Source organism: Phocaeicola fibrisolvens (assembly GCF_025567125.1).
GTDB lineage: Bacteria > Bacteroidota > Bacteroidia > Bacteroidales > Bacteroidaceae > Phocaeicola > Phocaeicola fibrisolvens.
Genome location: NZ_JAOQJI010000005.1, coordinates 1 through 25,475 on the forward strand (window position 1 = coordinate 1; position 25,475 = coordinate 25,475).

Annotated in this window: 19 protein-coding genes and 3 tRNA genes; 15 read left to right on the forward strand and 7 right to left on the reverse strand. The window is 45.8% G+C overall.

The features are described from left to right. Positions 1–315 precede the first annotated feature (315 nt). The 4 genes from OCV81_RS03100 (at position 316) to OCV81_RS03115 (ending at position 6,278) form a co-directional block, all read left to right on the forward strand. Positions 316–2,571, forward strand: coding sequence for an aconitate hydratase (locus tag OCV81_RS03100; protein ID WP_148328286.1), 2,256 nt, complete (start codon positions 316–318; stop codon positions 2,569–2,571). Positions 2,572–2,578: 7 nt separating this feature from the next. Continuing rightward, entirely contained in the window at positions 2,579–3,844 is a 1,266-nt protein-coding gene (gene icd, locus OCV81_RS03105) for an NADP-dependent isocitrate dehydrogenase (RefSeq protein ID WP_148328288.1), read from the forward strand. A gap of 49 nt (positions 3,845–3,893) precedes the next feature. Beyond that, positions 3,894–5,234 carry a citrate/2-methylcitrate synthase gene (locus OCV81_RS03110; RefSeq protein ID WP_022353614.1) on the forward strand — a complete coding sequence of 447 codons (1,341 nt, stop codon included), beginning with the start codon at positions 3,894–3,896 and terminating at the stop codon, positions 5,232–5,234. Between the two features lie 126 nt (positions 5,235–5,360). Next, positions 5,361–6,278 carry a DMT family transporter gene (locus tag OCV81_RS03115; RefSeq protein ID WP_148328290.1) on the forward strand — a complete coding sequence of 306 codons (918 nt, stop codon included), beginning with the start codon at positions 5,361–5,363 and terminating at the stop codon, positions 6,276–6,278. A 25-nt stretch (positions 6,279–6,303) separates the two neighbouring features. Here OCV81_RS03115 and OCV81_RS03120 read toward each other — a convergent pair whose 3' ends face one another. Both OCV81_RS03120 and OCV81_RS03125 read right to left on the reverse strand, forming a co-directional pair. After that, positions 6,304–8,154, reverse strand: coding sequence for a YgiQ family radical SAM protein (locus tag OCV81_RS03120; protein ID WP_148328292.1), 1,851 nt, complete (start codon positions 8,152–8,154; stop codon positions 6,304–6,306). A 6-nt stretch (positions 8,155–8,160) separates the two neighbouring features. Next, positions 8,161–8,508 carry a hypothetical protein gene (locus OCV81_RS03125; protein WP_022353617.1) on the reverse strand — a complete coding sequence of 116 codons (348 nt, stop codon included), beginning with the start codon at positions 8,506–8,508 and terminating at the stop codon, positions 8,161–8,163. 218 nt (positions 8,509–8,726) lie between these two features. On the opposite strand from OCV81_RS03125, the gene OCV81_RS03130 reads away from it, so the two are divergent. The 5 genes from OCV81_RS03130 (at position 8,727) to OCV81_RS03150 (ending at position 13,038) form a co-directional block, all read left to right on the forward strand. After that, entirely contained in the window at positions 8,727–9,443 is a 717-nt protein-coding gene (locus tag OCV81_RS03130) for a hemerythrin domain-containing protein (RefSeq protein ID WP_394802511.1), read from the forward strand. Then, positions 9,440–10,048, forward strand: a complete 609-nt coding sequence (locus OCV81_RS03135) for a response regulator transcription factor (protein WP_148328294.1) — start codon at positions 9,440–9,442, stop codon at positions 10,046–10,048. Before OCV81_RS03130 ends, OCV81_RS03135 begins: the two co-directional genes overlap by 4 nt. A gap of 292 nt (positions 10,049–10,340) precedes the next feature. Continuing rightward, a complete protein-coding gene (locus OCV81_RS03140; RefSeq protein ID WP_022353620.1) occupies positions 10,341–11,081 on the forward strand; it encodes a (Fe-S)-binding protein in 741 nt (246 codons plus the stop codon). Continuing rightward, the gene (locus tag OCV81_RS03145; RefSeq protein WP_148328296.1) at positions 11,078–12,445 is read left to right on the forward strand and encodes a lactate utilization protein B; all 1,368 of its coding nucleotides are present in this window, start codon (positions 11,078–11,080) and stop codon (positions 12,443–12,445) included. The genes OCV81_RS03140 and OCV81_RS03145 overlap by 4 nt, the downstream gene beginning before the upstream one ends. A 5-nt stretch (positions 12,446–12,450) precedes the next feature. After that, the gene (locus OCV81_RS03150; protein WP_148328298.1) at positions 12,451–13,038 is read left to right on the forward strand and encodes a LutC/YkgG family protein; all 588 of its coding nucleotides are present in this window, start codon (positions 12,451–12,453) and stop codon (positions 13,036–13,038) included. Between the two features lie 73 nt (positions 13,039–13,111). Here OCV81_RS03150 and OCV81_RS03155 read toward each other — a convergent pair whose 3' ends face one another. The 3 genes from OCV81_RS03155 to pflB form a co-directional block, all read right to left on the reverse strand. Beyond that, entirely contained in the window at positions 13,112–13,339 is a 228-nt protein-coding gene (locus OCV81_RS03155; protein ID WP_148328300.1) for a hypothetical protein, read from the reverse strand. Positions 13,340–13,435: 96 nt separating this feature from the next. Continuing rightward, a complete protein-coding gene (gene pflA, locus OCV81_RS03160; RefSeq protein WP_148328302.1) occupies positions 13,436–14,164 on the reverse strand; it encodes a pyruvate formate-lyase-activating protein in 729 nt (242 codons plus the stop codon). Positions 14,165–14,250: 86 nt separating this feature from the next. Then, positions 14,251–16,473, reverse strand: coding sequence for a formate C-acetyltransferase (gene pflB, locus OCV81_RS03165; protein ID WP_148328304.1), 2,223 nt, complete (start codon positions 16,471–16,473; stop codon positions 14,251–14,253). Between the two features lie 252 nt (positions 16,474–16,725). Between pflB and OCV81_RS03170 the strand changes: the two genes are divergently transcribed. The 6 genes from OCV81_RS03170 to OCV81_RS03195 all read left to right on the forward strand — a co-directional run bounded on the left by OCV81_RS03170 (position 16,726) and on the right by OCV81_RS03195 (position 22,023). After that, a tRNA-Ser gene (locus OCV81_RS03170) sits at positions 16,726–16,812 on the forward strand. A gap of 23 nt (positions 16,813–16,835) precedes the next feature. Next, positions 16,836–16,908: transfer RNA gene (locus OCV81_RS03175), tRNA-Glu, on the forward strand. A gap of 12 nt (positions 16,909–16,920) precedes the next feature. After that, positions 16,921–17,007 (forward strand) — tRNA-Ser (locus OCV81_RS03180). A gap of 354 nt (positions 17,008–17,361) precedes the next feature. Beyond that, complete coding sequence (locus OCV81_RS03185; RefSeq protein ID WP_148328306.1) at positions 17,362–18,708, forward strand: alpha-L-fucosidase; 1,347 nt, start codon at positions 17,362–17,364, stop codon at positions 18,706–18,708. Between the two features lie 13 nt (positions 18,709–18,721). Beyond that, positions 18,722–20,770 (forward strand): sugar-binding protein, encoded by a 2,049-nt coding sequence (locus OCV81_RS03190; protein ID WP_148328308.1) that lies wholly within the window; start codon positions 18,722–18,724, stop codon positions 20,768–20,770. A gap of 14 nt (positions 20,771–20,784) precedes the next feature. Beyond that, positions 20,785–22,023, forward strand: coding sequence for a PNGase F N-terminal domain-containing protein (locus OCV81_RS03195; RefSeq protein WP_148328310.1), 1,239 nt, complete (start codon positions 20,785–20,787; stop codon positions 22,021–22,023). Between the two features lie 235 nt (positions 22,024–22,258). Here OCV81_RS03195 and OCV81_RS03200 read toward each other — a convergent pair whose 3' ends face one another. Both OCV81_RS03200 and OCV81_RS03205 read right to left on the reverse strand, forming a co-directional pair. Continuing rightward, entirely contained in the window at positions 22,259–23,827 is a 1,569-nt protein-coding gene (locus OCV81_RS03200) for a S41 family peptidase (RefSeq protein ID WP_148328312.1), read from the reverse strand. A 196-nt stretch (positions 23,828–24,023) separates the two neighbouring features. Continuing rightward, entirely contained in the window at positions 24,024–25,352 is a 1,329-nt protein-coding gene (locus OCV81_RS03205; RefSeq protein WP_148328314.1) for an OmpP1/FadL family transporter, read from the reverse strand. Positions 25,353–25,475: the final 123 nt, after the last annotated feature.

The window sequence follows — 25,475 nt, forward strand, 5'->3', positions numbered from 1 at the left end:
TGATTTCAACGATATCAAAGAACTCGATTATCCCCTTTTTGAAGGACTATTTGATTAATTTTTTAACTCGTCCATTTTTATTGGACACTAATGTTTTGTTTTTTTATGTAAATGAAAAAGTAAGAATGGTTGAGGAGTTGTGGGGGTATGGATTTTGATGCTTGTAACTTATTGGCGGATTCCTGTTGAAAGATGTATTTTGTTAATAAAATGTAATAATAAATGGCAGTTTGTCATTTTTTTATTCGTTTTAAGTGTGATATTGTGATATATTTTCGATATATTTGCGCACTAAGTTATAAAAAGATTGCTCAGATGATTTACGACATGGAAATGCAGAAGACGTTCTATGCGTCGTATGCGGAAAAAGTAGGAAAAGCCCGGAATAAACTGGGGCGCGCCATGACCTTGGCCGAGAAAATATTGTATGCCCATTTGTACGACGAGCACACGATGGCTCCGTTCCGTCGGGGAGAAGAGTATGTCAATTTCCGTCCCGACCGGGTGGCCATGCAGGATGCCACGGCACAGATGGCATTGCTGCAGTTTATGAATGCCGGGAAATCCGTATCGGCAGTACCTGCCACTGTACATTGCGACCATTTGATTCAAGCATATAAAGGAGTGGAAGAGGATTTGCCTTCTGCTTGTACCACGAATAAAGAGGTATATGACTTTTTGAAGAGTGTGGCTTCGAAATACGGTATCGGCTTTTGGAAGCCGGGAGCGGGAATCATTCATCAGGTGGTACTCGAGAACTATGCGTTCCCAGGCGGAATGATGGTGGGTACCGATTCTCATACGCCGAATGCAGGTGGCTTGGGAATGATTGCCATCGGCGTAGGTGGTGCCGACGCGGTGGACGTGATGACCGGCATGGAATGGGAACTGAAGATGCCGAAACTGATTGGCGTGAAGCTGACCGGTAAACTGAACGGTTGGGTTTCGCCGAAGGATGTGATTCTGAAGCTGGCAGGCATTCTGACCGTAAAAGGGGGAACCAATGCCATCATCGAATATTTTGGAGAAGGTACGCATTCGTTGTCGGCTACCGGAAAGGCTACCATCTGTAACATGGGAGCGGAAGTGGGAGCCACGACTTCGGTTTTCCCGTACGATGAGGAAATGAAACGCTACCTGTGTGCGACCGGCCGTGAGGAGATTGCTTTACTGGCTGAGGCCAATGCAGCCGACTTGCAGGCGGATGCGGAAGTGGCACTGTGTCCGGAGAAATATTACGACCGGTTGATTGAAATCGATCTTTCGGCTTTGGAACCCTATGTGAACGGTCCGTTCACCCCCGATGCGGCTTGTCCGATTTCGGAATTTGCGGCCCGTGTGAAGAAGGAAGGTTTCCCGCAGAAAATGGAAGTGGGACTGATTGGTTCCTGCACCAACTCTTCTTATCAGGATTTGAGCCGTGCGGCTTCGGTAGCCCGTCAGGTAAAGGCAAAGGGACTGAAGATGCAGGCTTCGCTGATTATCAATCCGGGTTCGGAGCAGGTGTATTGCACGGCACAGCGCGACGGCATGATTGAAGACCTGAAGAGTATCGGTGGCGTGGTGATGACCAATGCCTGTGGCCCTTGTATCGGCCAGTGGAAGCGTGTGACCGACGACCCGTTGCGGGCCAATTCCATCGTGACTTCGTTCAACCGTAACTTTGCCAAACGTGCCGACGGGAATCCGAATACGCATGCGTTTATCGCTTCACCGGAAATTGCAGTCGCTTTTGCCATTGCCGGTGACTTGTGCTTCAATCCGCTGACAGATACCCTGAAGAATGAAAAGGGCGAGGCGGTGAAACTGGATCCTCCTACGGGAGAAACTTTGCCTTTGAAAGGCTTTACGGTGGATGACAACGGGTATGTGGCTCCTTCGGCCGACGGAGGCAAGGTGGAAGTCACCATTCAGCCGGATTCACAACGTTTGCAGAAACTGGAACCGTTTGCTCCATGGAACGGAGAAGACTTCCTGGAACTGCCGTTGCTGATTAAGACGCAGGGAAAATGTACCACTGACCATATTTCAATGGCCGGACCGTGGTTGCGTTTCCGTGGGCACCTGGAAAATATTTCCGACAACATGCTGATGGGAGCGGTCAATGCTTTCAACGGCAAGACGAACTGCGTATGGAATCAGCTGACGGGCGAGTATGAGGCGGTTTCTGCCGTGGCCAAGCAGTACAAGGCGAAAGGCATGGGCTCTATCGTTGTGGCGGAAGAAAACTACGGAGAGGGCTCCAGCCGGGAACATGCCGCCATGGAACCACGTTTCCTGAACGTGCGGGTGATTCTGGCCAAGAGCTTTGCGCGTATCCATGAAACCAACCTGAAGAAACAGGGTATGCTGGCGCTGACTTTTGCCAACAAAGATGATTACGACAAGGTGCGTGAACACGACCGGATTTCCATCCTGGGATTGCAGCATTTTGCACCGGGACGTCCGCTGTATGCCGTACTGACGCACGATGACGGCACGACGGAGACTTTCGAAGTGCTTCACACCTATAATGAAATGCAAATTAACTGGTTCAAAGCAGGTTCTGCCTTGAACACCTTTAAAAAATAAGAGAGATATGAGTAACAGCAAGATGTATATGGAAGACGGGAAACTGATGGTTCCCGACAATGTGGTGATTCCTTTTATCGAAGGAGATGGAGTAGGCGCTGAAATTACTCCGGTATGTCAGAAAATTGTCAATGCGGCGGTAGAACTGGCCTACGTGGGCAAGCGCAGCATTGAATGGAAAGAAGTGCTGGCAGGGGGTAAGGCGTTTGAAAAGACCGGTGAATGGTTGCCGCAAGCTACATTGGATGCGTTCAAGGAATACCTGGTAGGTATCAAGGGGCCGCTGACCACTCCGGTAGGCGGAGGTATCCGTTCGTTGAATGTGGCGTTGCGTCAGACCCTCGACTTGTATGTCTGTCTGCGTCCGGTACGTTGGTTCAAGGGCGTGGTTTCTCCGGTAAAAGAACCTCATAAGGTGAACATGTATATTTTCCGTGAAAATACAGAGGATATTTATGCCGGTATCGAGTGGGAACAGGGCACTCCGGAAGCGCAGAAGTTCTATAAATTCCTGCATGATGAAATGGGCGTCACCAAGGTACGTTTCCCGGAGACTTCTTCATTTGGTGTGAAACCGGTATCGAAGGAAGGAACACAGCGGTTGGTACGTGCAGCTATCCAGTTTGCATTGGACAACGGGCTGCCTTCAGTGACACTGGTACATAAAGGAAACATCATGAAGTTTACCGAGGGAGGCTTCAAACGCTGGGGATACGAAGTGGCTGAAACGGAATTCAAGGACCGTACTTTCACCATGAACGAGTATGACCGTCTGAAGAAAGACTTGGGCGAAGAATCTGCCAAGGCTGCCGTAGCCAAGGCCATCAATGAAGGCAAACTGGTGGTGAAGGACTGCATTGCCGATGCATTCCTGCAGAATACGCTGTTGCTGCCGGAAGAATATTCTGTGATTGCGACATTGAACCTGAACGGAGACTATATATCCGACCAGCTGGCTGCCATGGTGGGCGGTATCGGCATCGCACCGGGTGCCAACATCAATTACCAGACCGGACATGCTATTTTTGAAGCGACTCACGGCACGGCGCCGAACATTGCCGGACAGGATGTGGTCAATCCTTGCTCCCTGTTGTTGTCGTCGGTGATGATGCTGGAATACATGGGCTGGAAAGAAGCTGCCCAGCTGATTGTGAATGCATTGGAAAAAGCATTCTCCAACGGAGAAGCTACGGCCGACCTGGCCCGTTTCATGCCGAAAGGAAACGCACTGGGAACAAAGGATTTTGGACAGCGAATCGTCGAACTGCTGTAAGAGCAGACGGTTTTTTTGTCGGAGTGATTAATGGATAAAAGAGTAGTTTATGAAAAAGGAATATATCGTTTACAAGCTTTCCGAATGTGCCAAGCAGGCATGCCGTATAGACAATGAACTGTTTACCAAATACAATGTGAAGCGTGGCCTTCGTAATGAAGACGGTACGGGAGTACTGGTGGGACTGACGAAGATTGGTAATGTGGTAGGGTATGAACGTACCGACCAGGGACTGAAACCGATTCCGGGCAAGTTGTTCTATCGTGGATACGACCTGGATGACATCGCTCATGCGCTGTTGCGTGAGAAACGTTTCGGCTTTGAGGAAGTGGCTTATCTGTTGCTTTCGGGAGAACTCCCGGACAGTGAACAGCTGGCTTCGTTCAAGGAACTGATTAACGACAACATGCCGCTCGACAAGAAGACCACGATGAACATCATCGACCTGGAGGGACAGAACATCATGAATATCCTGGCCCGCAGTGTACTGGAGATGTATACGTTCGATCCGAATCCGGATGACATCTCACGCGACAACCTGATGCGTCAGTCCATCGAGCTGATTTCGAAGTTCCCGACCATCATTGCGTATGCTTATAACATTTATCGTCACAGCATACACGGACGTTCCTTGCATATCCGTCACCCGCACGAGAACCTGTCGTTGGCCGAAAACTTCCTTTATATGATTAAAAAGGACTATACGCCGCTGGAAGCCCGTATGCTTGACTTGCTGTTGGTGTTGCAGGCTGAACACGGAGGTGGTAACAACTCTACGTTTACAGTACGCGTCACCAGCTCTACCCGTACGGATACCTATTCCAGTATCGCCGCCGGTATCGGTTCTTTGAAAGGTCCGTTACATGGAGGAGCCAATATTCAGGTGATCAAGATGTTCCATCACTTGAAGGAGGTGATTTCCGATTGGACGAATGTGGATGAGATTGATACGTACCTGACCCGTATGTTGAACAAGGAGGCATACGACGGCAGCGGACTGATTTACGGTATCGGTCATGCGGTGTACACCATTTCCGACCCGCGTGCGGTCTTGCTGAAGGAACTGGCCGGCGAGCTGGTGGCAGAAAAGGGATGCGAAAAGGAATTTGCTTTCCTGGAACTGTTGGAACAGCGTGCCATAGAATGTTTCAAGAAGGTGAAAGGTACCAAGAAGCAGGTATGTTCGAACGTGGACTTCTATTCGGGATTTATCTACGAAATGATGGGATTGCCGCATGAAATCTATACCCCGCTGTTTGCCATGGCCCGTATCGTAGGATGGACGGCACACCGCATTGAGGAGCTGAACTTCGAAGGTCGCCGCATCATCCGTCCGGCCTACAAGAACGTGCTGGAGGAAGTGGATTACAAGCCGATAAAAGACCGCTGATTATTGCGATGAAAATAACCGGAAGAGGCTGCAGAAACCCGAAGAAGGTTTCTGTGGCCTCTTTTGTGTTAGGTATATCGGCCTGAATTGTGTACCTTTGCGGAGTTTATTCTTACATTTCGCAGTATGAACAGTTTGAAAGGATTTTTCTATGGACTTGCCACTTCGGTGACATTCGGTTTGATACCCTTGTTTACCCTTCCGCTGATGCGGAAAGGGATGATGTTTGATACCATTCTTTTCTATCGGTTCCTTTTTGCCACCTTTGCTTTGGGGGTAATGATGAAGGTGAAAAAGGAATCGTTTCATATAGAGCTGCGGGATATTCCGCTGTTTCTTTTGCTGGGATTGTTTTACACCGGTTCGGCCATGTTCTTGTTTTGGGGATATGGTTTTATGGGGGCGGGAGTGGCCACTACCCTGCATTTCACCTATCCGGTGTTCGTCACCTTGCTGATGTGGGTGCTGTTTCGTGAGAAGGCGTCTTGGGTGACATGGGTTGCCATTCTGCTGGCGGTGTATGGCGTGTCTGAACTTTCATTGAAAGGGGATGAATTGTCGTTTGATGTGTCGGGGGTGATTATCGTTCTCCTTTCGGCTGTATGCTACGCCAGTTATATTGTGGCAGTCAACAAATCCCGTCTGCGCGATATGAACGGGCGGAAACTGGCTTTTTATGTGTTTATTGTCAGCACGGTGATGTTTGCCGTGAAGGCGCTGACCAATCAAGGAATACAACCGGTGCCGGACGCCGTGTCGGTAGGGAATCTGGTGCTGTTGGCCGTAGTGCCGACCGTCATCTCCAATATCACGCTGGTGTTGGCCGTACAGCATATCGGGGGTACGCTTACCTCTGTTCTGGGAGCCATGGAGCCGGTGACGGCTGTCTGTATCGGTGCTTTGATTTTCGGCGAATCGTTTACGGCACAGGAGGCTTGGGGAATTTTTCTGATTCTGGTGGCCGTCACGTTGATTGTGTTGACTAAGACCATTCAGAAAACGTTGTCGACGGTGGTCCGTAAGATTCGTCCGCGTCATGCCTGACACGGACGAACCCCACGTGGATTCCTTATTTTCCGTATAACTTGTTGATCAGGTCGCTGCGGCCAATTTTCCGCAGTTCATTGATGATGGCCTTGCGTTCTTCGGGCTTGTACCAGAAGAAGAACATGCGCTGGGCCAGCTTTTCGCGCGGCGTTTTGGCCGAGAAGACGGGTTCCAGGGTGTAAGGATGCAGTCCGGTGTACCATGCCTCCGTGGAGACCGTCATAGGGGTCGGGGTAAAATCCTGCACCTGCTCCAGATGGAAATCCAACCGCTTGGTAATGACGGCCAGTTCGGCCATATCCTCTTCCGTACATCCGGGATGGCTGCTGATGAAGTAGGGAATAATCTGCTGCCGCAGTCCGGCTTCCTTATTGATTTTGTCGAAGATACGCTTGAACTCATAGAACTGTTCAAAGGGCGGTTTGCGCATCAGGTAGAGCACCTTGTCACTGGTATGTTCCGGTGCCACCTTCAGTCGTCCGCTTACGTGGCGTGTAATCAGTTCGCGTGTATATTCCTTGGTACTCTGGTTGGTTTTCGCGTCCTTGCTTTGGTGCAGAAGCAGGTCGTAACGTACTCCGCTTCCGATAAAGCTTTTCTTGATGCCCGGCAAGCTGTCTACCGCATGATAGATTTCCAGCAGTGGATGATGGTCGGTATTCAAGTTCGGGCAGATTTTGGGGTGGATGCACGACGGGCGTTTACAACGCTGACAGAGGGACGTATCTTTTCCTCCCATCTGGTACATGTTGGCTGAAGGACCTCCCAAATCACTCAGATAGCCTTTGAAGTCGGGCATCTCGGTGATGGCCTTCACTTCCTTGAGAATGCTTTCCTTGCTTCGGCTGACAATGAACTTTCCCTGATGGGCCGAAATGGTACAGAAAGCGCATCCGCCAAAACAGCCTCGGTGGATGTTGACAGAGAATTTAATCATTTCGTATGCCGGAATCCGTTTGTTCTTGTATTTGGGATGCGGCAGACGGGTATAAGGCAGGTCGAACGACATGTCGAGTTCCCCTTGTGTCATCGGGGGATAGGGAGGATTGGTCACTACTGTCTGCTTGCCTACCTGTTGCAGTATGCGGGCCGCGGCATAACGGTTGGACTCTTCCTCGATGTGGCGGAAATTCTGTGCCTGCTTTTTTTTGTCTTTCAGACATTCCTCATGGGAATACAGGGTAAGGTCACCCTGTCCGTTGGGATTCTCCGGCAGGTGGGCAGCTTCTTCCTGCGAAATCAGGTAAGCCGTTTGCGGAATGTCGTGTGGCAGGTCGCCGGCATGCGTTTCTCCTTCCACTTTCAGCAGTCGTTCACTCAGTTCCGTAATAGGCTTTTCGCCCATGCCATAAATCAGCAAGTCCGCTCCCGATTCCACCAGGATGGAAGGACGTAGCTTTTCTTCCCAGTAGTCGTAATGTGTCAGTCGTCGGAGGGAAGCTTCAATACCTCCCAAAACCACCGGTACATCGGGATACAGCTTCTTCAGAATTTGTGTATAGACAATGCTGGGATACTCCGGACGCATGTCGTGGCGTCCGTCCGGAGTATACGCATCTTCACTTCTCAGTCGTTTATTGGCCGTGTATTTGTTGACCATGCTGTCCATGCATCCGGCAGAAACGCCGAAGAACAGGCGGGGTCTTCCCAGTTTCTTGAAGTCGCGCAAGTCATCGCGCCAGTTGGGCTGGGGAATGATGGCCACTTTCAGGCCTTTGGCTTCGAGCATTCGTCCGATGACGGCAGCTCCGAAAGAAGGATGGTCCACATAGGCATCCCCGCTGAAAATAATGACATCCAGTTCATTCCATCCCCTCAGTTCGGCTTCTTTCTTGGTCGTAGGCAGCCAGTCGGTCAGCTTGTATTCTTTCAAGGCAGTTTATGAATTGTGGGTTTCTTCTGTAGATTCGTCTTCGTTGTCTTCTTTCTCTTCCTTTTCTCTTTCCCATTTGATATAGAGCAGAATGAGCTGGTGCAGTCCGAAGGCTTTCATGTTGTTGTGGTAAATGACGTCGATGCACAAGTCGAGCAAATCCTTGCTGTTTTCTTCCATGGAAGCAATCAGTGAACGGATGTTCAGTTTCAGCTTGTCGAGCACGGTTTCGTCTACGATGCCGTTGCTGTCAATGAGTTGTTGGAAAAGTGAATATTTTTCAATGGTTTCCAGATGTTTTTCAGAAACGTCGATGCTTCGTGTACCGGAAGCGTTGGCCTGTATGGTATACATAATGCGATAATTTTAAAGTTTATGTAACAAAGGTAATTTTTTTCTACGTATCGGCGGCGGTTTTTTCGGCTTTTATTTAGAGATTTTTGTGTATTTCTCCATCGTAAAATGGAGGACTGCGGTGTATCTTTGTCTGAAAGGTCAAAAAGCGCAGGAATATACCTAAAAATAGTGATTGCGGTTTTTGACTGGATTTCTTTATTTTGCCACGTAAAATGATGAATACGATATTTATGTGTAACAATACGACCCGGATGTATAAACCCACGGACAAAATGAGTGACCTGATATGCGAGAACTATGCGCTTTTGCAAGTGTTGAGCCGCTTTGGCGTTTCGCTGGGCTTTGGTGACAAGTCGGTGCAGGAAGTCTGCGCGATGAACAATGTGGACTGCAATACGTTTTTAATTGTAGTGAACTTTCTCGGTGAGGAGAGCAACCATATTCATGACCATTTGAGCGGGCTTTCCATTCCGGCCTTGATGGATTATCTGAAGCGGGCACATTCTTATTTTCTGGATTTTCAGCTGCCTACCATCCGTCGGAAACTGATTGAAGCCATTGATTGTTCTTCGGAAAACGAAGTGGCTTTTCTCATAGTCAAGTTTTTTGATGCGTATGTGCATGAAGTACGGAAGCACATGGAATATGAAAATGAAAAGGTGTTTACGTATGTGGAGCATTTGTTGAAGGGAGAGCGCTTGCCGGACTACAGTATCGGGGTGTTTGCCCGTCGTCATGACCAGGTAAATGCCAAATTGACCGAATTGAAAAATATCATTATCAAATATTATCCGTCAGGTGGTGACAATCAGCTGTTGAATGCCACGCTGTTCGATATTTTTAGTTGTGAGGAAGATTTGGCTTCACACAACCGGGTGGAAGATTATATTTTTGTGCCCGCCATTATGGAGCTTGAAAAGGAGATAAAATGAAACCGCAAGAAACAATATACATTGCTGTGGCTGAAAAGTCGATGATTGTCCGTAGCGGACTGGTGGCTGTGTTGAGACGTCTGCCCGATTTGTCGGTGCAGGTGATTGAAATTTCTTCGGAAGAGGGGTTGCGGCATTGCATGGAGGCGCACAGGCCTCAAGTATTGGTGATAAATCCTCAGTTTGGGGGATGGTTTGACGTGGCTGCTTTCAAGCAGGAATATGCCGAGCAGTCGATGAAGTTTGTATCATTGATTTATACGATGGTAGATGTCAGCCAGTTGAAAGGTTATGATGATTCTGTAGGGTTGTTTGATGATGTGGATTCATTGTCGCACAAGATTTCTCAGCTGATGAACATGGCGGAAGAAGAGGACAGCGATCAGGATTCATTGAGTCAGCGGGAAAAGGAAATTGTGGGTTGTGTGGTCCGCGGAATGACCAACAAGGAGATTGCTGAGAAATTGTATATCTCTGTACATACGGTTATTACGCATCGCAGGAACATCACGAGGAAACTGCAAATCCATTCGGCAGCTGGATTGACCATTTATGCCATTGTAAACAAGTTGGTAGAACTGAGTGAAGTGAAAATGAATTTATAAATGAATCTTGCTATTTGGACCGATTCTAAAATACCCAATTTTAGGTATTGTCCGGAAAAGCGGATTCCCGTATCTTTGCAGTGTTAGTCATATAGAAATTACGTAAACCACAAAAGTAAAAGAAGTTAGTTATTAGTTGGGTGCGCCCTGCGAAGTGATTCGCGGGGCGCACGCATTTGTAACAGTTTGTTGTTCGTCTTTAAAACCTGTTCAAAATGCAAAGGAAAATTTTCATATCCGGAGAAAACCTTTTACTTTTGCTCGAAAGAAGACTAATAACTGATTTAGATATATGAAAGTAGGATTATTTATTCCCTGTTATATCAATGCCGTTTATCCACAGGTGGGAGTAGCTTCTTTTAAGTTACTGAAAAGTCTGGGGGTAGATGTCGATTATCCGCTGGATCAGACTTGCTGCGGACAACCGATGGCGAATGCGGGGTTTGAGGAAGAGTCTGTGGAGTTGGCCCGTCGTTTTGACCGTCTTTTTGAACAATATGATTACATTGTAGGCCCGTCGGCTAGTTGCGTAGTGTTCGTGCGTGACCATTATGGTAACCTGTTGGCAAAAGAGTCGCACCGTTGTGCTAGTGAAGAAAAAATCTATGATATTTGTGAGTTCATCCATGATGTGGTGAAGCCTACCTCCTTGCAGGCTTCTTTTCCTCACAAGGTGAGTATTCAGAACAGTTGCCATGGGGTCCGTCTGATGCACCTTTCTTCTCCGAGTGAATTGAACATACCTTATTATAATAAATTGCGCGATTTGTTGTCGTTGGTGAAAGGTATTGAGGTTGTAGAGCCAGAACGTCCGGATGAATGTTGCGGTTTTGGCGGTATGTTTGCGGTGGAGGAACATGCCGTATCCGGGCAGATGGGGCGTGACAAGGTGCAGCGTCACATCGATACGGGAGCTGAATACATCGTAGGGGCAGACAGTTCTTGTCTGATGCATCAGAACGGGATTATTTCCCGGGAGAAATTGCCCATCAAGACCATTCATATTGTAGAAGTTTTAGCAGCAGGATTATGAGTACGAAACATTCGAAAGCTGCCGAGAAGTTTCAGGAGAACAAGGAACTGGCAGCTTGGCACGACCAGACATTGTGGATGATGCGTGCCAAACGTGATAAAATCAGCCGGGAAGTACCGGAATGGGAGCATTTGCGTGATATGGCTTCTGCCATTAAAATGTATAGCAACAGTCATCTTGACTTGCTTTTGCAGGAGTTTGAGAAGAATGCCCAGGCAAATGGAGCACATGTGTATTGGGCAAAGGATGCGGATGAGTACTGTTCTATTATTTATAATATCTTGCACGGACATAATGTGCATCGCTTCATCAAGAGCAAATCCATGCTGGCTGAGGAATGTGGATTGAATGAATTCTTGATTCAGAAAGGGATTGACGTGGTAGAAAGCGATTTGGGAGAACGGATTCTCCAGCTCATGCACAAGAAACCGAGCCATATTGTGGTGCCGGCCATCCACATCAAGAAGGAAGAAATCGGTGAACTGTTTGTAAAGGAGATGGGTACAGAACCGGGCAACAACGACCAGACTTATCTGACACATGCAGCCCGTAAGAATTTGCGTCATAAGTTCCTGGAGGCAGAGGCAGCCATGACCGGTGCCAACTTTGCCGTGGCTTCTACGGGTGAGTTTGTGGTATGTACCAACGAAGGGAATGCCGATATGGGAACTTCACAACCTAAATTGCAGATTGCCGCTTTCGGGTTGGAAAAGATTGTGCCCGACCGGGAAGCTTTGGGTGTATTTACCCGCCTGCTGGCACGTTCCGGTACGGGACAGCCAATTACTACTTATACTTCTCATTACCGCAAGCCGCGTAAGGGAGGAGAATTGCATATCATTATTGTGGACAATGGGCGCAGTAATATTCTGGCCGATCAGGAGCATGTGAAGACATTGAACTGTCTGCGCTGTGGGGCGTGCATGAACACGTGTCCGGTATATCGTCGTTCGGGAGGATATTCGTATACGTATTTTATTCCGGGGCCTATCGGCATCAATCTGGGTATGCTGAAAGCTCCTTTGCATTATTATGACAACGTATCGGCGTGCTCTTTGTGCTATTCTTGTCAGAATGTGTGTCCGGCAAAAGTGGACTTGGCCGACCAGATTTACCGTTGGCGGCAGAAGTTGGACGATTTGGGAGTGGCCAGTTCATCTAAACGGACCATGTCGGGAGGTATGAAAGTGCTGATGGAACACCCAGCCTTATTCAATTTTGCATTGGCACGGGCGTCGTGGGTGAACTCATTCCCGCATGCACTGATATATAACGGATTGAATGACTGGGGGAAAGAACATGATATGCCTCAGTTTGCCAAAGAAAGCTTTAATGAGATGTGGAAAAAGGGTAAAGTAAAATAAGGATTATGAGTAGTAGAGAAGATATATTACAAAATATTCGTCGGAATACGCGGGTGCGTTATGAGAAACCCGATTTATCTGCTCTGGAACAGGAAGCGATTACGTATGCCAATCCGGTGGCACAGTTCACTAAAGTGGTAGCGGAAGTCGGCGGACGTGTTGTGGAGGTAAAGGACGGTGAAGATATAAATGATTTGATTCGCAAGTTGTATCCGGATGCCAAACGCATAGCCTCCAACTTGAAAGAGATTACGTGTGCCACTTTCCATCCGGACGAGGTGGCTGCATCGGCAGATTTGGATGGAACCGACCTGGCTGTGGTACGCGGACGTATCGGCGTCTGTGAAAATGGGGCCGTCTGGGTGGAGCAGGATGTGGAACAGCGTGCGGTGTATTTTATTTCTGAAGCGTTGATTCTTTTGCTCGACCGAAAAAATTTGGTCAATAACATGCATGAAGCTTACCAAAGGATTGATACAGGTGAATATGGTTACGGTGTGTTTATTTCGGGTCCTTCAAAAACTGCCGATATTGAGCAGGCATTGGTTCTGGGAGCTCATGGTGCACGTGAGTTGACGGTTCTGTTGGTATAAGGAAGATATAGAAGAATAAAAAATCCAGCATTTTCACAAAATGCTGGATTTTTTATTGAAGATGCAATTGGTGTTATTTATGTTGCATAAGTTCTTGATTGAAGGAACTTGCATTTTTTGTAATATTGTGGTTATTGTTCAACTCCAAGAACTGTGTACCTGTCCACCACAATATATTCATTACAATCGCAGCCAATAAAATTGTATAAGCTGTAATTTTTGCTTCCAGTTGTTTGCTGGAAATTTTTCTTGATTTTTCTTTTCCCATCTCGGTACTTTTCACTAACCTTATTCTTTCCATATAACGTTGTCTTATGTTTCCTGTTGTTTGTCATATAAATGAAATATAAGACGGAATACTGCACGTAATCTTGATTTTTTTTTGAATAAAAATCGATTAGTTTACATAGACAGTATGAAAGTGTTTGTCAAACAGTGACTTGGCTTCGTCTAATTGAGCTTGTGTATTCAGTTTTACTTCTTTTAGTTTATAGTCTAAATGCATGGCCTCATACTTATGTACTCCCAGTGTGTGATAGGGAAGTATTTCTACACGTTCAATCATCTGGTAATTTTTGAAGTGTTCTCCTAGTGCTTCTATATCTTCCTTGAAATAGCTGTAGTTCTGTACCAGTACATAACGTAACCAAAACGGTTTGTGGTTTTCTTCTAGCCAGGCAGCTGTTTTTAGCGTCTGTGCATTGCTTCTGGAGGTTAGTATTTTATGACGTTCGTCATTGAATTCTTTTACGTCCAGCAGCACGAGGTCGGCCAGTGACAACAATTCCTTTACATCCTCGTTCCAGATTCCTCCGTTTGTATCGACGCAAATGTGGATGCCGGCTGCTTTTAGCATTCGGAATAAAGGAACGAGGGCTTTGGCTTGAAATGTAGGTTCTCCTCCACTAAAAGTAATGCCTCCTTTTTTCCCAAAGAAGGGTTTTTGACTTACTGCCATTTTTAGAATTTCTTCTGATGCAGTTTCTTTACTTTCTCCTTTGGCATCAATCGTATCGGGATTGGCGCAATACAAACATCGGAAGTTGCATCCTTGTAAAAATACTACCAGACGTATTCCGGGGCCGTCGTAAGTGCCTAGTGATTCGTATGAATGTACTTTAATCATAATTGAATAGAAAATAAGAGACACAAGCTTTCCGCGGGATACCGGGATAGCTTGTGTCTTGTGAATAATATACTCTTTAGTTTCAATTACATGCGTTCATGGAAACTACGTGAAATCACTTCCAACTGGTGTTCACGACTCAGTTTGATGAAATTCACAGCATAGCCTGACACACGGATAGTCAACTGAGGATATTTTTCCGGATGTTCCATGGCATCTTCCAGCATTTCTCGGTTCAGTACGTTTACGTTCAGATGGTGAGCACCTTTCACGAAATAACCGTCCATCATGGTTACGAGGTTTTCGATACGGTTTTCCATATCTACTCCCAGTGACTTGGGTACGATAGAGAAGGTATTGCTGATACCATCTTGTGAATCACGATAGCGCAATTTGGCAACTGAGCTCAATGAAGCGATGGCACCGTTCTTGTCACGTCCATGCATTGGGTTGGCCCCCGGTGCAAATGCTACGCCTTTGGCACGTCCGTCGGGAGTAGCACCTGTTTTCTTTCCGTACATTACATTAGAAGTAATTGTCAGAATAGACAAGGTCGGTTTGGCGTTCTTGTAAACCGGTAATTTCTTCAGCTCTTCGTCGAAATAGTAAATCAGGTCGACAGCCAAGTGGTCTACACGGTCGTCATCATTACCGAAGCAAGGGAATTCTCCTTCGATGTCGAAGCCTTCTGTCAAGCCGATGTCGTTGCGGCGTGCAGTTACTTTGGCATATTTGATGGCAGAAAGTGAGTCGACTGCAATAGACATACCTGCTACACCATAGGCCAAATTGATAGCTGGGTCAGTGTCTACAAATGCCATTTGGGCTTTTTCGTAGTAGTACTTGTCGTGCATGTAGTGAATGATGTTCATGGCTTCATTATATACACGGGCCATTTCTTTCAATACTTTCTTATAATTGGCCAGTACTTCTTCAAAGTTCAGCACATCGCTGGTCAATGCCGGAATGCCTTTTACCATCAGGGTTCCTGTATTTTCACAACGTCCACCATTGATGGCCAGCAACAGGGCTTTTGCCAGGTTACAGCGTGCACCGAAGAACTGGATGTGGCGGCCGATATCTTGATAAGAAACGCAGCAGGCAATACCGTAATCGTCTGAATTGCGGACTTCGCGCATCAGGTCATCATTTTCGTATTGGATAGAAGAAGTATCAATTGATACCTGAGCGCAGAAATTCTTGAAGCCTTCCGGCAATTCCGGACTCCACAGAACGGTCAAGTTCGGTTCAGGTGAAGGACCGAGGTTGTATAATGTTTGCAAGAAACGGAAAGAGGTTTTCGTCACTTTGGTACGTCCGTCATTGAAGCGTCCGCCAATTGATTCAGTTACCCATGTCGGGTCGCCTGCAAAGATATCGGTATATGCCTGCATACGCAAGTGGCGCACCATACGCAACTTGATGACAAACTGGTCAATCAATTCTTGTGCATGGGCTTCATCCAGCAGACCATGAGCCATATCGTACTCAATATAGATATCCAGGAAAGAGGAAACATTACCCAGTGACATGGCCGCACCGTCTTGTTCTTTTACCGCGGCCAGATAAGCCATATATACCCACTGTACAGCCTCTTGTGCATTGAGAGCGGGACGTCCCAATTCAAGGCCATATTGTTCTCCCATTATTTTGATTTCTTTCAGGGCCTTGATTTGTTCTGCCACTTCTTCGCGGAGGCGGATACGGGCATCCGTCATCGGGCCTGTGAGGTGACGCAAATCGTTCTGCTTGGCTTCAATCAAACGGTCCAGGCCATAAAGTGCCAGACGACGATAGTCGCCGATGATACGTCCACGTGCATAATTATCCGGCAGCCCTGTCAGGAAGCCGAGTGAGCGGAAGGAACGGATTTCTTCTGTATACGCATCAAATACTCCGTCATTGTGTGTTTTGCGGTAATGCGTGAAAATGTCTTTTACCTTAGGATCAACTTCTACCCCGTTTTCGCGGCAAGCTTTTTCTACCACTTTGATACCACCGAACGGTTTGATGGCGCGACGTAACACTTCGTCAGTCTGCAAACCGACAATAACTTCATTTTCTTTGTCGATGTATCCAGGTGCAAAAGAAGTGATGGTTGATACAGTAGATGGATCAAGAGAGCGTACGCCATTGTTTGCACGTTCTTCAGCCAATGCTTCCAGACATTTATTCCAAACAGCTTTTGTACGTTCAGTTGGACCCACCAGGAATGAAGCGTCGCCTTCGTAAGGCGTAATGTTTGTCTTTACGAAATCGGTGACGTTGATTTCATGGTTCCAACGACCTTCTTTAAAATTCATTGCCATAAATTGAAATATTAAAAAGTTATATGAATTTGGTTCTCTTTAAACCGTTGCAAAGGTAGCGAAAAAGCAGCTTATGCGCAATACCTGATTTATGGTATATTATTAATTTGTATTAATTACAAAAACGTATGGGGTTTAAGCTGCAGGAGGTAAATACTCTGTTTCGAAAAAAAATCTGCAAAAGTTTGCACAACTCAAAAAGTCGCTCTATCTTTGCACCGCATTTGAAAGAAAATGCGTTTCCCAAAGAATGGAAGTTTGGGTGAGTGGCTGAAACCAGCAGTTTGCTAAACTGCCGTACGGGTAACCGTACCGGGGGTTCGAATCCCCCAGCTTCCGCTCTTGTTTTGGGAAAGAGAAATGGCGCTTTCGTCTAGTGGCCTAGGACGCGGCCCTCTCACGGCTGAAACACGGGTTCGATTCCCGTATGCGCTACTATCGGCTACTGGAAGTTTGGGTGAGTGGCTGAAACCAGCAGTTTGCTAAACTGCCGTACGGGTAACCGTACCGGGGGTTCGAATCCCCCAGCTTCCGCAAAAAAGAGGATGTGTCAAAATGATGCATCCTCTTTTCGTTATATAATCATCGTTTTGCCATTTTTCATAGAGTATGATTTATGTGGCTCAACGTAAAAATCTGGGCTCAACGTAAAAATCTGAGGGATTCGTTGATTAAGCATAAATTTGATACAATGTGAGAAAAATAAATAAAAATAAGGTGGAAGAGTCCGATATACAGATAATAAATCTGTATATTTGAGAATAGTTAGACCAATTTTTATTTTTTACTCATGTAGGTTTTCTTATTCCGTAGGGAAAACTGTGGAAGTTGGTTCTTGGATAAGATTAATTTTTGAGTGTTTGTTGTTAATTTAAATCTTTTATTATCATGAAAAATCAATTGCTTGCAGCGTTGCTTTTGTTCGGATTTTTGGGGACTCCAGTTTGGGGACAGACACCGGAGAAGGAACAGGTCGATGCGCAGAAGGAAAAAAGGATGGAGTGGTTTGCAAATGCCAAGTTGGGCATTTTTATTCATTGGGGTATTTATTCGGTGAAAGGGGTATCCGAGAGCTGGTCTTTTTTCAATAAATATCTGCCTTATGAAGAATATATGAGTCAGAAAGATGGTTTCACTGCCTCAAAATATAATCCGAAGGCTTGGGTGAATTTGATAAAAGAAAGTGGGGCACGTTATACCGTTATTACGACCAAGCATCATGATGGTATGGCCTTGTGGGATACTAAAGCCGGAGAGTTGAGTACGGTGAAATGTACACCGGCAAAACGAGATTTAATCAGTCCTTTTGTCAAAGAAGTCCGTAAGCAAGGGTTGAAACTGGGATTCTATTATTCATTGTTGGACTGGTCGCATCCGGATTATCCAAATATGACACGTACTGATGTGCGTTATACGAATGATTCTGTACGTTGGAAACGTTTTGTGGAATTTAATATGGCACAGCTGTCGGAATTGAACAAAACATGGAAGCCGGATTTGTATTGGTTTGATGGTGACTGGGAACAAACGGCTGAGGCTTGGAATTCAAAGGGCATTGTAGATTTGTTGCGTTCGGATAATAAGAATGTGATTATCAATTCCCGTATCCAAGGTTATGGAGATTATGCGACTCCTGAACAGGGTGTTCCTATTGTGCGTCCTCAGGATAAATACTGGGAGTTGTGTATGACGATGAATGACTCGTGGGGATATCAGCATACGGATACCAATTATAAATCTCCTTTTATTTTGTTGCGTACGTTTGTCGACTGCCTGAGTATGGGAGGAAATTTGTTGCTGGACATCGGTCCGAAGGAAGATGGAACCATTCCTGAAGAGCAAGTGGCTATCTTGAAGGAATTTGGGCGTTGGACCAAGAAACACAAAGAAGCTATTTATGACACTCGTGCGGGTATCCCGACGGAACATTTTCAAGGATATACCACTTTGAATAAGGGGGGAGATATTCTGTATCTGTATTTACCTTACAAGCCTAACGGCCCGATTGAAGTGAAGGGATTGATGAACAAGGTGAACCGAGTGTGGGTAGTAGGCAACGGAGCCATGTTATCTTATAAGGTTTACAACAAAAACTATTGGAGTGAGGTTCCTGGTAATCTTTATATTGATGTGCCTGATCGTGTGCTGGATCCGCAGATAACCGTTGTGGCCGTACTGTTGGATGGACCGGTTAAATTGTATCGGGGAGCAGGGCAGGTAATTGAAAGTAATTAATAAAAACAGGAACATGAGGAAACAAGTAATAGGTAGTTTGTTTGCATTGTTAGTAGTGGGACAGCTTTGGGCGCAGAATTTATATACAAGATACGAGCGTATGCTTACGTTGCCCGAAGGTTATGTCTGCTATCGTACAAATGGAAAAATAAAAATTGATGGGAAGCTGGATGAGGCAGACTGGCAGAAGGCTCAGCCTACTTCTTCTTTTGTAGATATTAGTGGAAAGGGATTTGCTAAGCCTTGTTATGATACATCGGCTAAAATGTTGTGGGATGATTACTATCTTTATGTGGCTGCCACTTTGCAGGAAGAAGATATTAAGGCAAAGCTGAGTCTGCGGGATACGATTATTTATTATGATAATGATTTTGAGGTATTTTTAGACCCGGATGGCGATGGGCAGAATTACTTTGAAATAGAAACTAATGCAAAGGGAGTGATGTTCGATTTGATGTTGGATAAGCCTTACCGTTCAGGGGGTAATTTCCTGGTGCAATGGGATTGTCCGGGATTGCAACTGGCTGTACATCGTGAAGGAACTTTGAACAGGTCGGACGATAAAGACAAACAATGGACGGTAGAAATGGCTATACCTCATAAGGCGTTGACGGTAAATTTCTCCAACCCGGCTAAGGCAGGGAATTACTGGCGTATTAATTTCTCACGGGTGCAGTGGTTAAAGCCCGGACAGCGGGAGGAAAACTGGGTATGGATGCCTACGGGACGGATTGATATGCACATGCCCGACCGATGGGGATTCTTGTATCTTTCGGATAAAGTGGTAGGAAAAGGTACAGATACATTTAAATATCCCTATAACTTAGCTGCTTATAAATTGCTGTGGGCCATGTTTTATGCGCAGCTGGATTATTATGCCAAAGAGAAGAATTATCTGCGTGCCAAAGAGAATTTCTTTTTGACCGATGCGGAACTGCAGGATTTACCTGTGGGTTCGGAAATATCCGTAGAAGCTACCAGTCGTACATTCTGCATGTCAGTAACCGTACCGAAAGAAAAAATACGTTATGTGGTGGATCAGAACGGACGGTTTATTTGTGAGGCGATTACTCCCCGGCAGGTGAGAAACTGGGTCTGGATGCGTATCAATAAAGAAAAAGGGGATGAGTTTTATAAAAAACATTTTGCCTTGATGAAAGAATGCGGTATTAGTGGAGTCATGTTTGAAGGATATGACGAGAATACATATCGGGTGTGTAAAGATGCGGGGCTGGAGGCTCATTATTGGAAGTGGACGATGAACCGTAAGGAGGTCCTTGAAACACATCCCGACTGGTTTGCCGTAAACCGCAAGGGAGAGTCTTGCTACGATAAACCGGCTTATGTGGATTATTATCGTTTCTTGTGTCCGAATCATGAAGGTGTGGCTGAATATCTGGCTGCCGATTATTTGAAAGAAGCGAATCTGCCTTATGTGGATGGAGTACATTTGGATTATGTTCGTTTTCCGGATGTGGTGCTTCCGGTTAGTTTATGGAAGAATTATGGCATTGAGCAGACAGCGGAATTGCCGGAATACGATTATTGTTATTGTGAGGTGTGTCGGAGAATGTTTAAGGAACAGTCCGGGAAGGATCCGTTGGAATTGAAATATCCGATGGAAGACCAGTCGTGGATAAACTTCCGCTTGGATGCCATTACGCGTGTGGTGGATAAGATTACGCGGACTCTCAAGGCAGAAGGGAAGCAAATCTCTGCAGCTGTATTCCCCGGTCCGTCGATGGCTCGTAAGATGGTGCGTCAGGATTGGGGAGAATGGTCACTCGATGCATATTTCCCGATGATTTACAATGGCTTTTATTATGAAGGGCCGGAATGGATTGGGCGTTCGGTCAAGGAAAGTGTTCAGACTGTTCATGGAAAAGCAAAGATTTATGCGGGGCTGATGTTCCCGGATATTAAAAATACATTCGAGCAGGCGTTGGAGGAAGCTTTTAACAACGGTGCTTCTGGCGTTTCTTTCTTTGATGGTCCGGACGAGGAATACCTTCGTAAATTTAAAGCCTATTTGGACAAGAGAGGTTTTGAAGTTGTAAAATAATCATTTATAAGTATATGAAGATAGTTAGTATGTTTGTTTCCTTGTTCGTGGCCATGAATATCTATGCGGCAGGACATAAGGAACTTCCGGCCAAGGGAGATTTAAATTTGGCAGTGTTTAATAAGGAAAATATTCGTTTCGCACCGGATGTGTATCCCAATTACGCTGAGGCTGATGCCAATGGCGTCATTCACCTGGTGAACGGGCGTATCATTTTGAAGAAGATTCAGATACCCGATTACCAACGGGATGTAACGGTGAGTGTGAAAGTGACGGTGGCTTCAAATGGCGACCGCTGGGATAAGTCGGGTTCTTGCTTTGTGATTCCCAAACATTCGGCCATCAATCTGTTGAGTATTGCACAGGGAAAAAAGAAGTTCCCGGAAATCGACAGCCTGAAATTGGAGAAGATGGTGGGAATCGTGCCCGGAAAGGACTACTTGCCTACGATTGAACTGATGCGTTTCATGACGCCATTTGGGGTGGGATATTACAGCGAGAATGATGATTCGTTGTCCAGTAAGCGCCGTCCGGTCTATATCCCCAAATGGGAGAAATGTGTGCAATGGGAGCAGGATATCACCGATTTATATCCGGCCTTGAAAGGAGAAGCCTATGTCGGCATTTTTATTGATACCTGGACAAAAGAAGGTTATGTGGCCAGTATGGAGCTGAAGGTAAAGGAAACGCCGGTGACTTGCGAAAAGCTGGTACGCCGTCATGTAGAACCCTTGATGAATACGGTGTATTATATCGGGCAGACGTATCCGGATATTTTTGCGCGCAAATCAGTTTCCACTGATTTCGTATTACCGGAGAATGCAAAGAATGTACGTCTGAAATACATTGTTACCGGCCATGGAGGTCATGAAGGTGGGGATGAATTTGTACAGAAGCGAAATATTCTCTCTGTAGATGGAAAAGAGGTCTATAATTTCATTCCTTGGCGAGATGATTGTGCTTCTTTCCGTCGTTTTAACCCCGCTACAGGAGTATGGTTGATCAAACGTTTGGCGGCTTATATTAGTGAAGACGGTTATAAGACCAAAGAAGTGGAAGAGCCCTTGGCTTCTTCCGATTTGTCTCGTTCTAACTGGTGCCCGGGTTCGGATGTGACGCCGGAGGAAATAAGCTTGAAGGATTTAAAGGCCGGCAAGCATACTTTTACGGTCCGTATTCCTGAGGCACAGCCTGCAAGCGGCAATGAATTGAATCACTGGCTGATTTCTGCTTATCTGGTGTGGGAAGAATGATTCTTTGAAAAGGATTGGTATATTCCCTAAAAGAATAAAGTCGCTTCTAAACAGAGTGTTACGGTAAAACTCTGAGTAGATTGAATTTAAAAATAAAAATCTCCTGCTTCAGCCTTCGTTTATCTAGATTATCTGGCTAAAAGCAGGAGATTTTTATGTAATAACTTATAGATTATAAGTAAGTTTATTCAATTTCTCTATTTGGAAACTGCCCATTTCTTTGAATCTGATGTTTTTATTTTTGCTCTGTTCTGATAAGTATATTGTGTGGGGCTTTTGAGGGTAATGTCAGAATGCGTTTCCCAAAAGTCACATTTTCTACCTGGGGCAGTTTACGGAACTTGGAAACCATGCTACGGCTGAGAGTGGTAGATGACGTGCCGTCATCGTAAGTACGTCCAGCTTCGATAAGTGCCTGCTTTAACAGCGGTTCGTTCACGTCGCCTATGGCATAAGGTAGGAGCGGATTGTCTTCAATGACAATGTCTGGAGTCAAGCCGTCGGGCATACAAGGTGTTTTCCCTTGGGCATTCTGATAAATACTTATCATGACATAAGCTCCCCAGTTGTGGAGTTCGGCCGGTGATTGCACGTAGAAGTCTTTGGCTGGGAGTAGGGCTCCCGTACAATATTTTCCATGAGATTGACTTCCGATAAGTTCTATCTGCGTGTAAGGCATCAGTCCTCCCAAAAGAGCTTCTGAAGCGGAGGCGGATCCGGAACCAATCAGTCCGTAAATTTTTTCCAGTCCGATGTTGGCGTCCTTGGTACTCACTGTTACAGTTTGGTCTTGATCCTGATACTCAAAATCTGTGCCAAAACGGTATTCCAAATCGATGCCTTCTTGTTGGTAATATTGAGTCAAAAGCTTGTTATAAACTTCTTTCTCAAAAACTTCTTTTTGGGTTACTGCGCTTTGGGGCGCGAAAAGAGAGGCCAGCACATGTTCTGTGGTCACATATCCTCCTCCATTGTAGCGTAAGTCGAGGATGAGTTCTTTGATCTGCTCTGATTTAAACTTGCGGCTGATTTCAATGAGTTGGGGAATTGATGACAGGTCAAATCCTGTATAAGCCAGATAACCTACCTTTTTACCATTGAATTCATAGATGGAATCGCAAATCACCGGATTCTCATACATGGAAACGGCGGTAAGTGACACTTCTTTGTTTTGTTCGTGGATGTAATTGTCCGACCCCAATAATCCAAGGGTGACGGTCAGTGTACTACCATAATAGAGGTTCAGGTAATTGCTGGAATTTATGATGTTACCGTCCATCGTGAGAAGGATATCTCCTCGTTTGAGTCCAGCTTGGGCAGCCGGAGAATCTTTGTATACATAATTGACCACTCCTATGTATCGTTCTTTTTCTTCAGAACTTGAGATATCGTATAAACTCAAGCTCCAGCCGAAGGTAGTGACCGTACCGTTTATTTCATTCTCAAAAGAAGTCATATCATCGGTAAGCATGGACCATTTGTCGATGTATTTTTCTCCTTCGTGATATCTTATCTGGTCGAAGGTGCCGATAGGGTCATTGTTGGTTTCAATGTTCCATCGGTTCAGGTCTTCACTGATTTCTTCGTTCCATAGGTAATAGGTCTCTAACGCGTCTTTACCAAACATATTGGCATAATACGTTTCGGTAGATATGCTTTGAGATGGGTCGTCATCTGTATCTTTGTCATTGTCGGAGGGGCCGATGGATGGGTTATTTTCTTGTGGATCTTCATCCGTGCATCCAGTAACTGCCACACTTCCTAATAGGGCAAACAAGAGTACCCACGATAGCTTTTTGCTCATAGTTCGATATTTGAAATGGTTTGTAAGGAAATTAGGTCACAAATATATGAAAAGAGCAGAAAAAGGCAATGGATTGTAGCTTTTTTTCGTGGAATGAAATAAAATGTGACAAATTGTCTGGTTGAGGATGTCGGATATGAAAAATCCGCTCCGTATCAAGAATGTTTGGATACATGTGATACGAAGCGGAAGAAGTTTAAAATTTATAGTTCAAGCTCAGGCCGAAAACTTTGTTGGTACGGTAGTATATGTCTGTTCCACTGAGTCCGGTACCGTTGTAGCTGGCCACTTCTTTGGTATATTTGTCATAGTGCGTCCAAAAATAAGCCACATCGATGCTCCATGCCTGTGTCAGATTTACTCTTGCTCCAAAGCCCAAGGAATACGAATCACAATAGAAGCTGGTGTCGGTCTGGAATTCATCACTGAGGCCATAATTGGTCCGTTGGTATCCCCCGCTGACGGTCAGCCGTTTGGTGATGTCCCATTCCAGGCCTGCCAGATATTCATGTGTACCGTGTTTCAGGGTCTTTTGACGGTCGTTCAGCATGCCTGCATGCTTGTCATCGAAGAAATGATATTCCACCGAAGCACGCAGGTTGGGCAGAATTTCGTATCCGGCGGCTACACTCAGGAAGGCCGGAATGTCACTTGGTGTCTGTTCACCGTCGGCGTAAGGTTTCATGATAGCTTCTGGAGTACCTGCAGGCACTTCCAGTACATTGGTTTTGTTTTCGATGTTCAGGTTTGTCTTGAATTCATATTTGGCTGCCAGGTTCCAGCGTCCCAGTTTGGCATCTATTCCGAGGATAGGAGTCAGTCCCCATCCGCTTTGGTCACAGTTCAGTTCCAGGTTAGTCAGTTGGGTGCCACCCAGGTTTTCTTTCAGGTGCGCTTTCAGGTATCCCTCGTATCCGCTGCTTACGTAGTTCATTCGTCCACCTGCAAAAACGCTCAGCCAGTTATTGATTTTATAGCTTAATCCCAGTTGCAGTCCGTAAATATACTGCTTGCCGTCCATGGCGGTATTGATGTCGTACATTTGCGGAGTGACTTTCCCACCCGTCTGCTGGCTGATCATTCCCATGGCCAGGGCATCAAACATGGGAAGACCGTTGCTGAACGAGGCCTTTCCTCCACCTCCCGTAATGGCGAAGCTGGCAGAAATCACCCAGTTGTCTTTTTTATAGAGTCCTTGGAAGCTGGGGATAAGAGGAGCAGAAGCTGTTCCTTTGTACTGACGGTTGGTTCCGGCACCGTCCGCTTGTTGGAAGAGTGGGAACGTAGCATTTATTTCGCGTGTCTGATAAGCACTTTGTCCGGTCAGTGACAGATAGAATCCTTCGTGAGACAGGAAGGAAAGTCCGGCGGGGTTACTGTACACACCGTCTACATCGATGGAAGCTCCTCGTGCGACCATACGGAGGAAAGCGGCGTGTTGGTTGGTATTCGTAAGATAATCTCCCGCAAAAGCCGGAGAGGAAAGACACAGTGTCGCTGCACTGAGAAAAAGAATTTTCTTCATTCGTTTTAATAGGTTGTTTGTTAGAAATAGGCCGCAAAAGTAATTTAAAATTGCGCAAGAACCAACGAAATGTGCAAAATTTATTTTAAATGAAATTGTTTTATTTGAAACGAATGGGGCGAT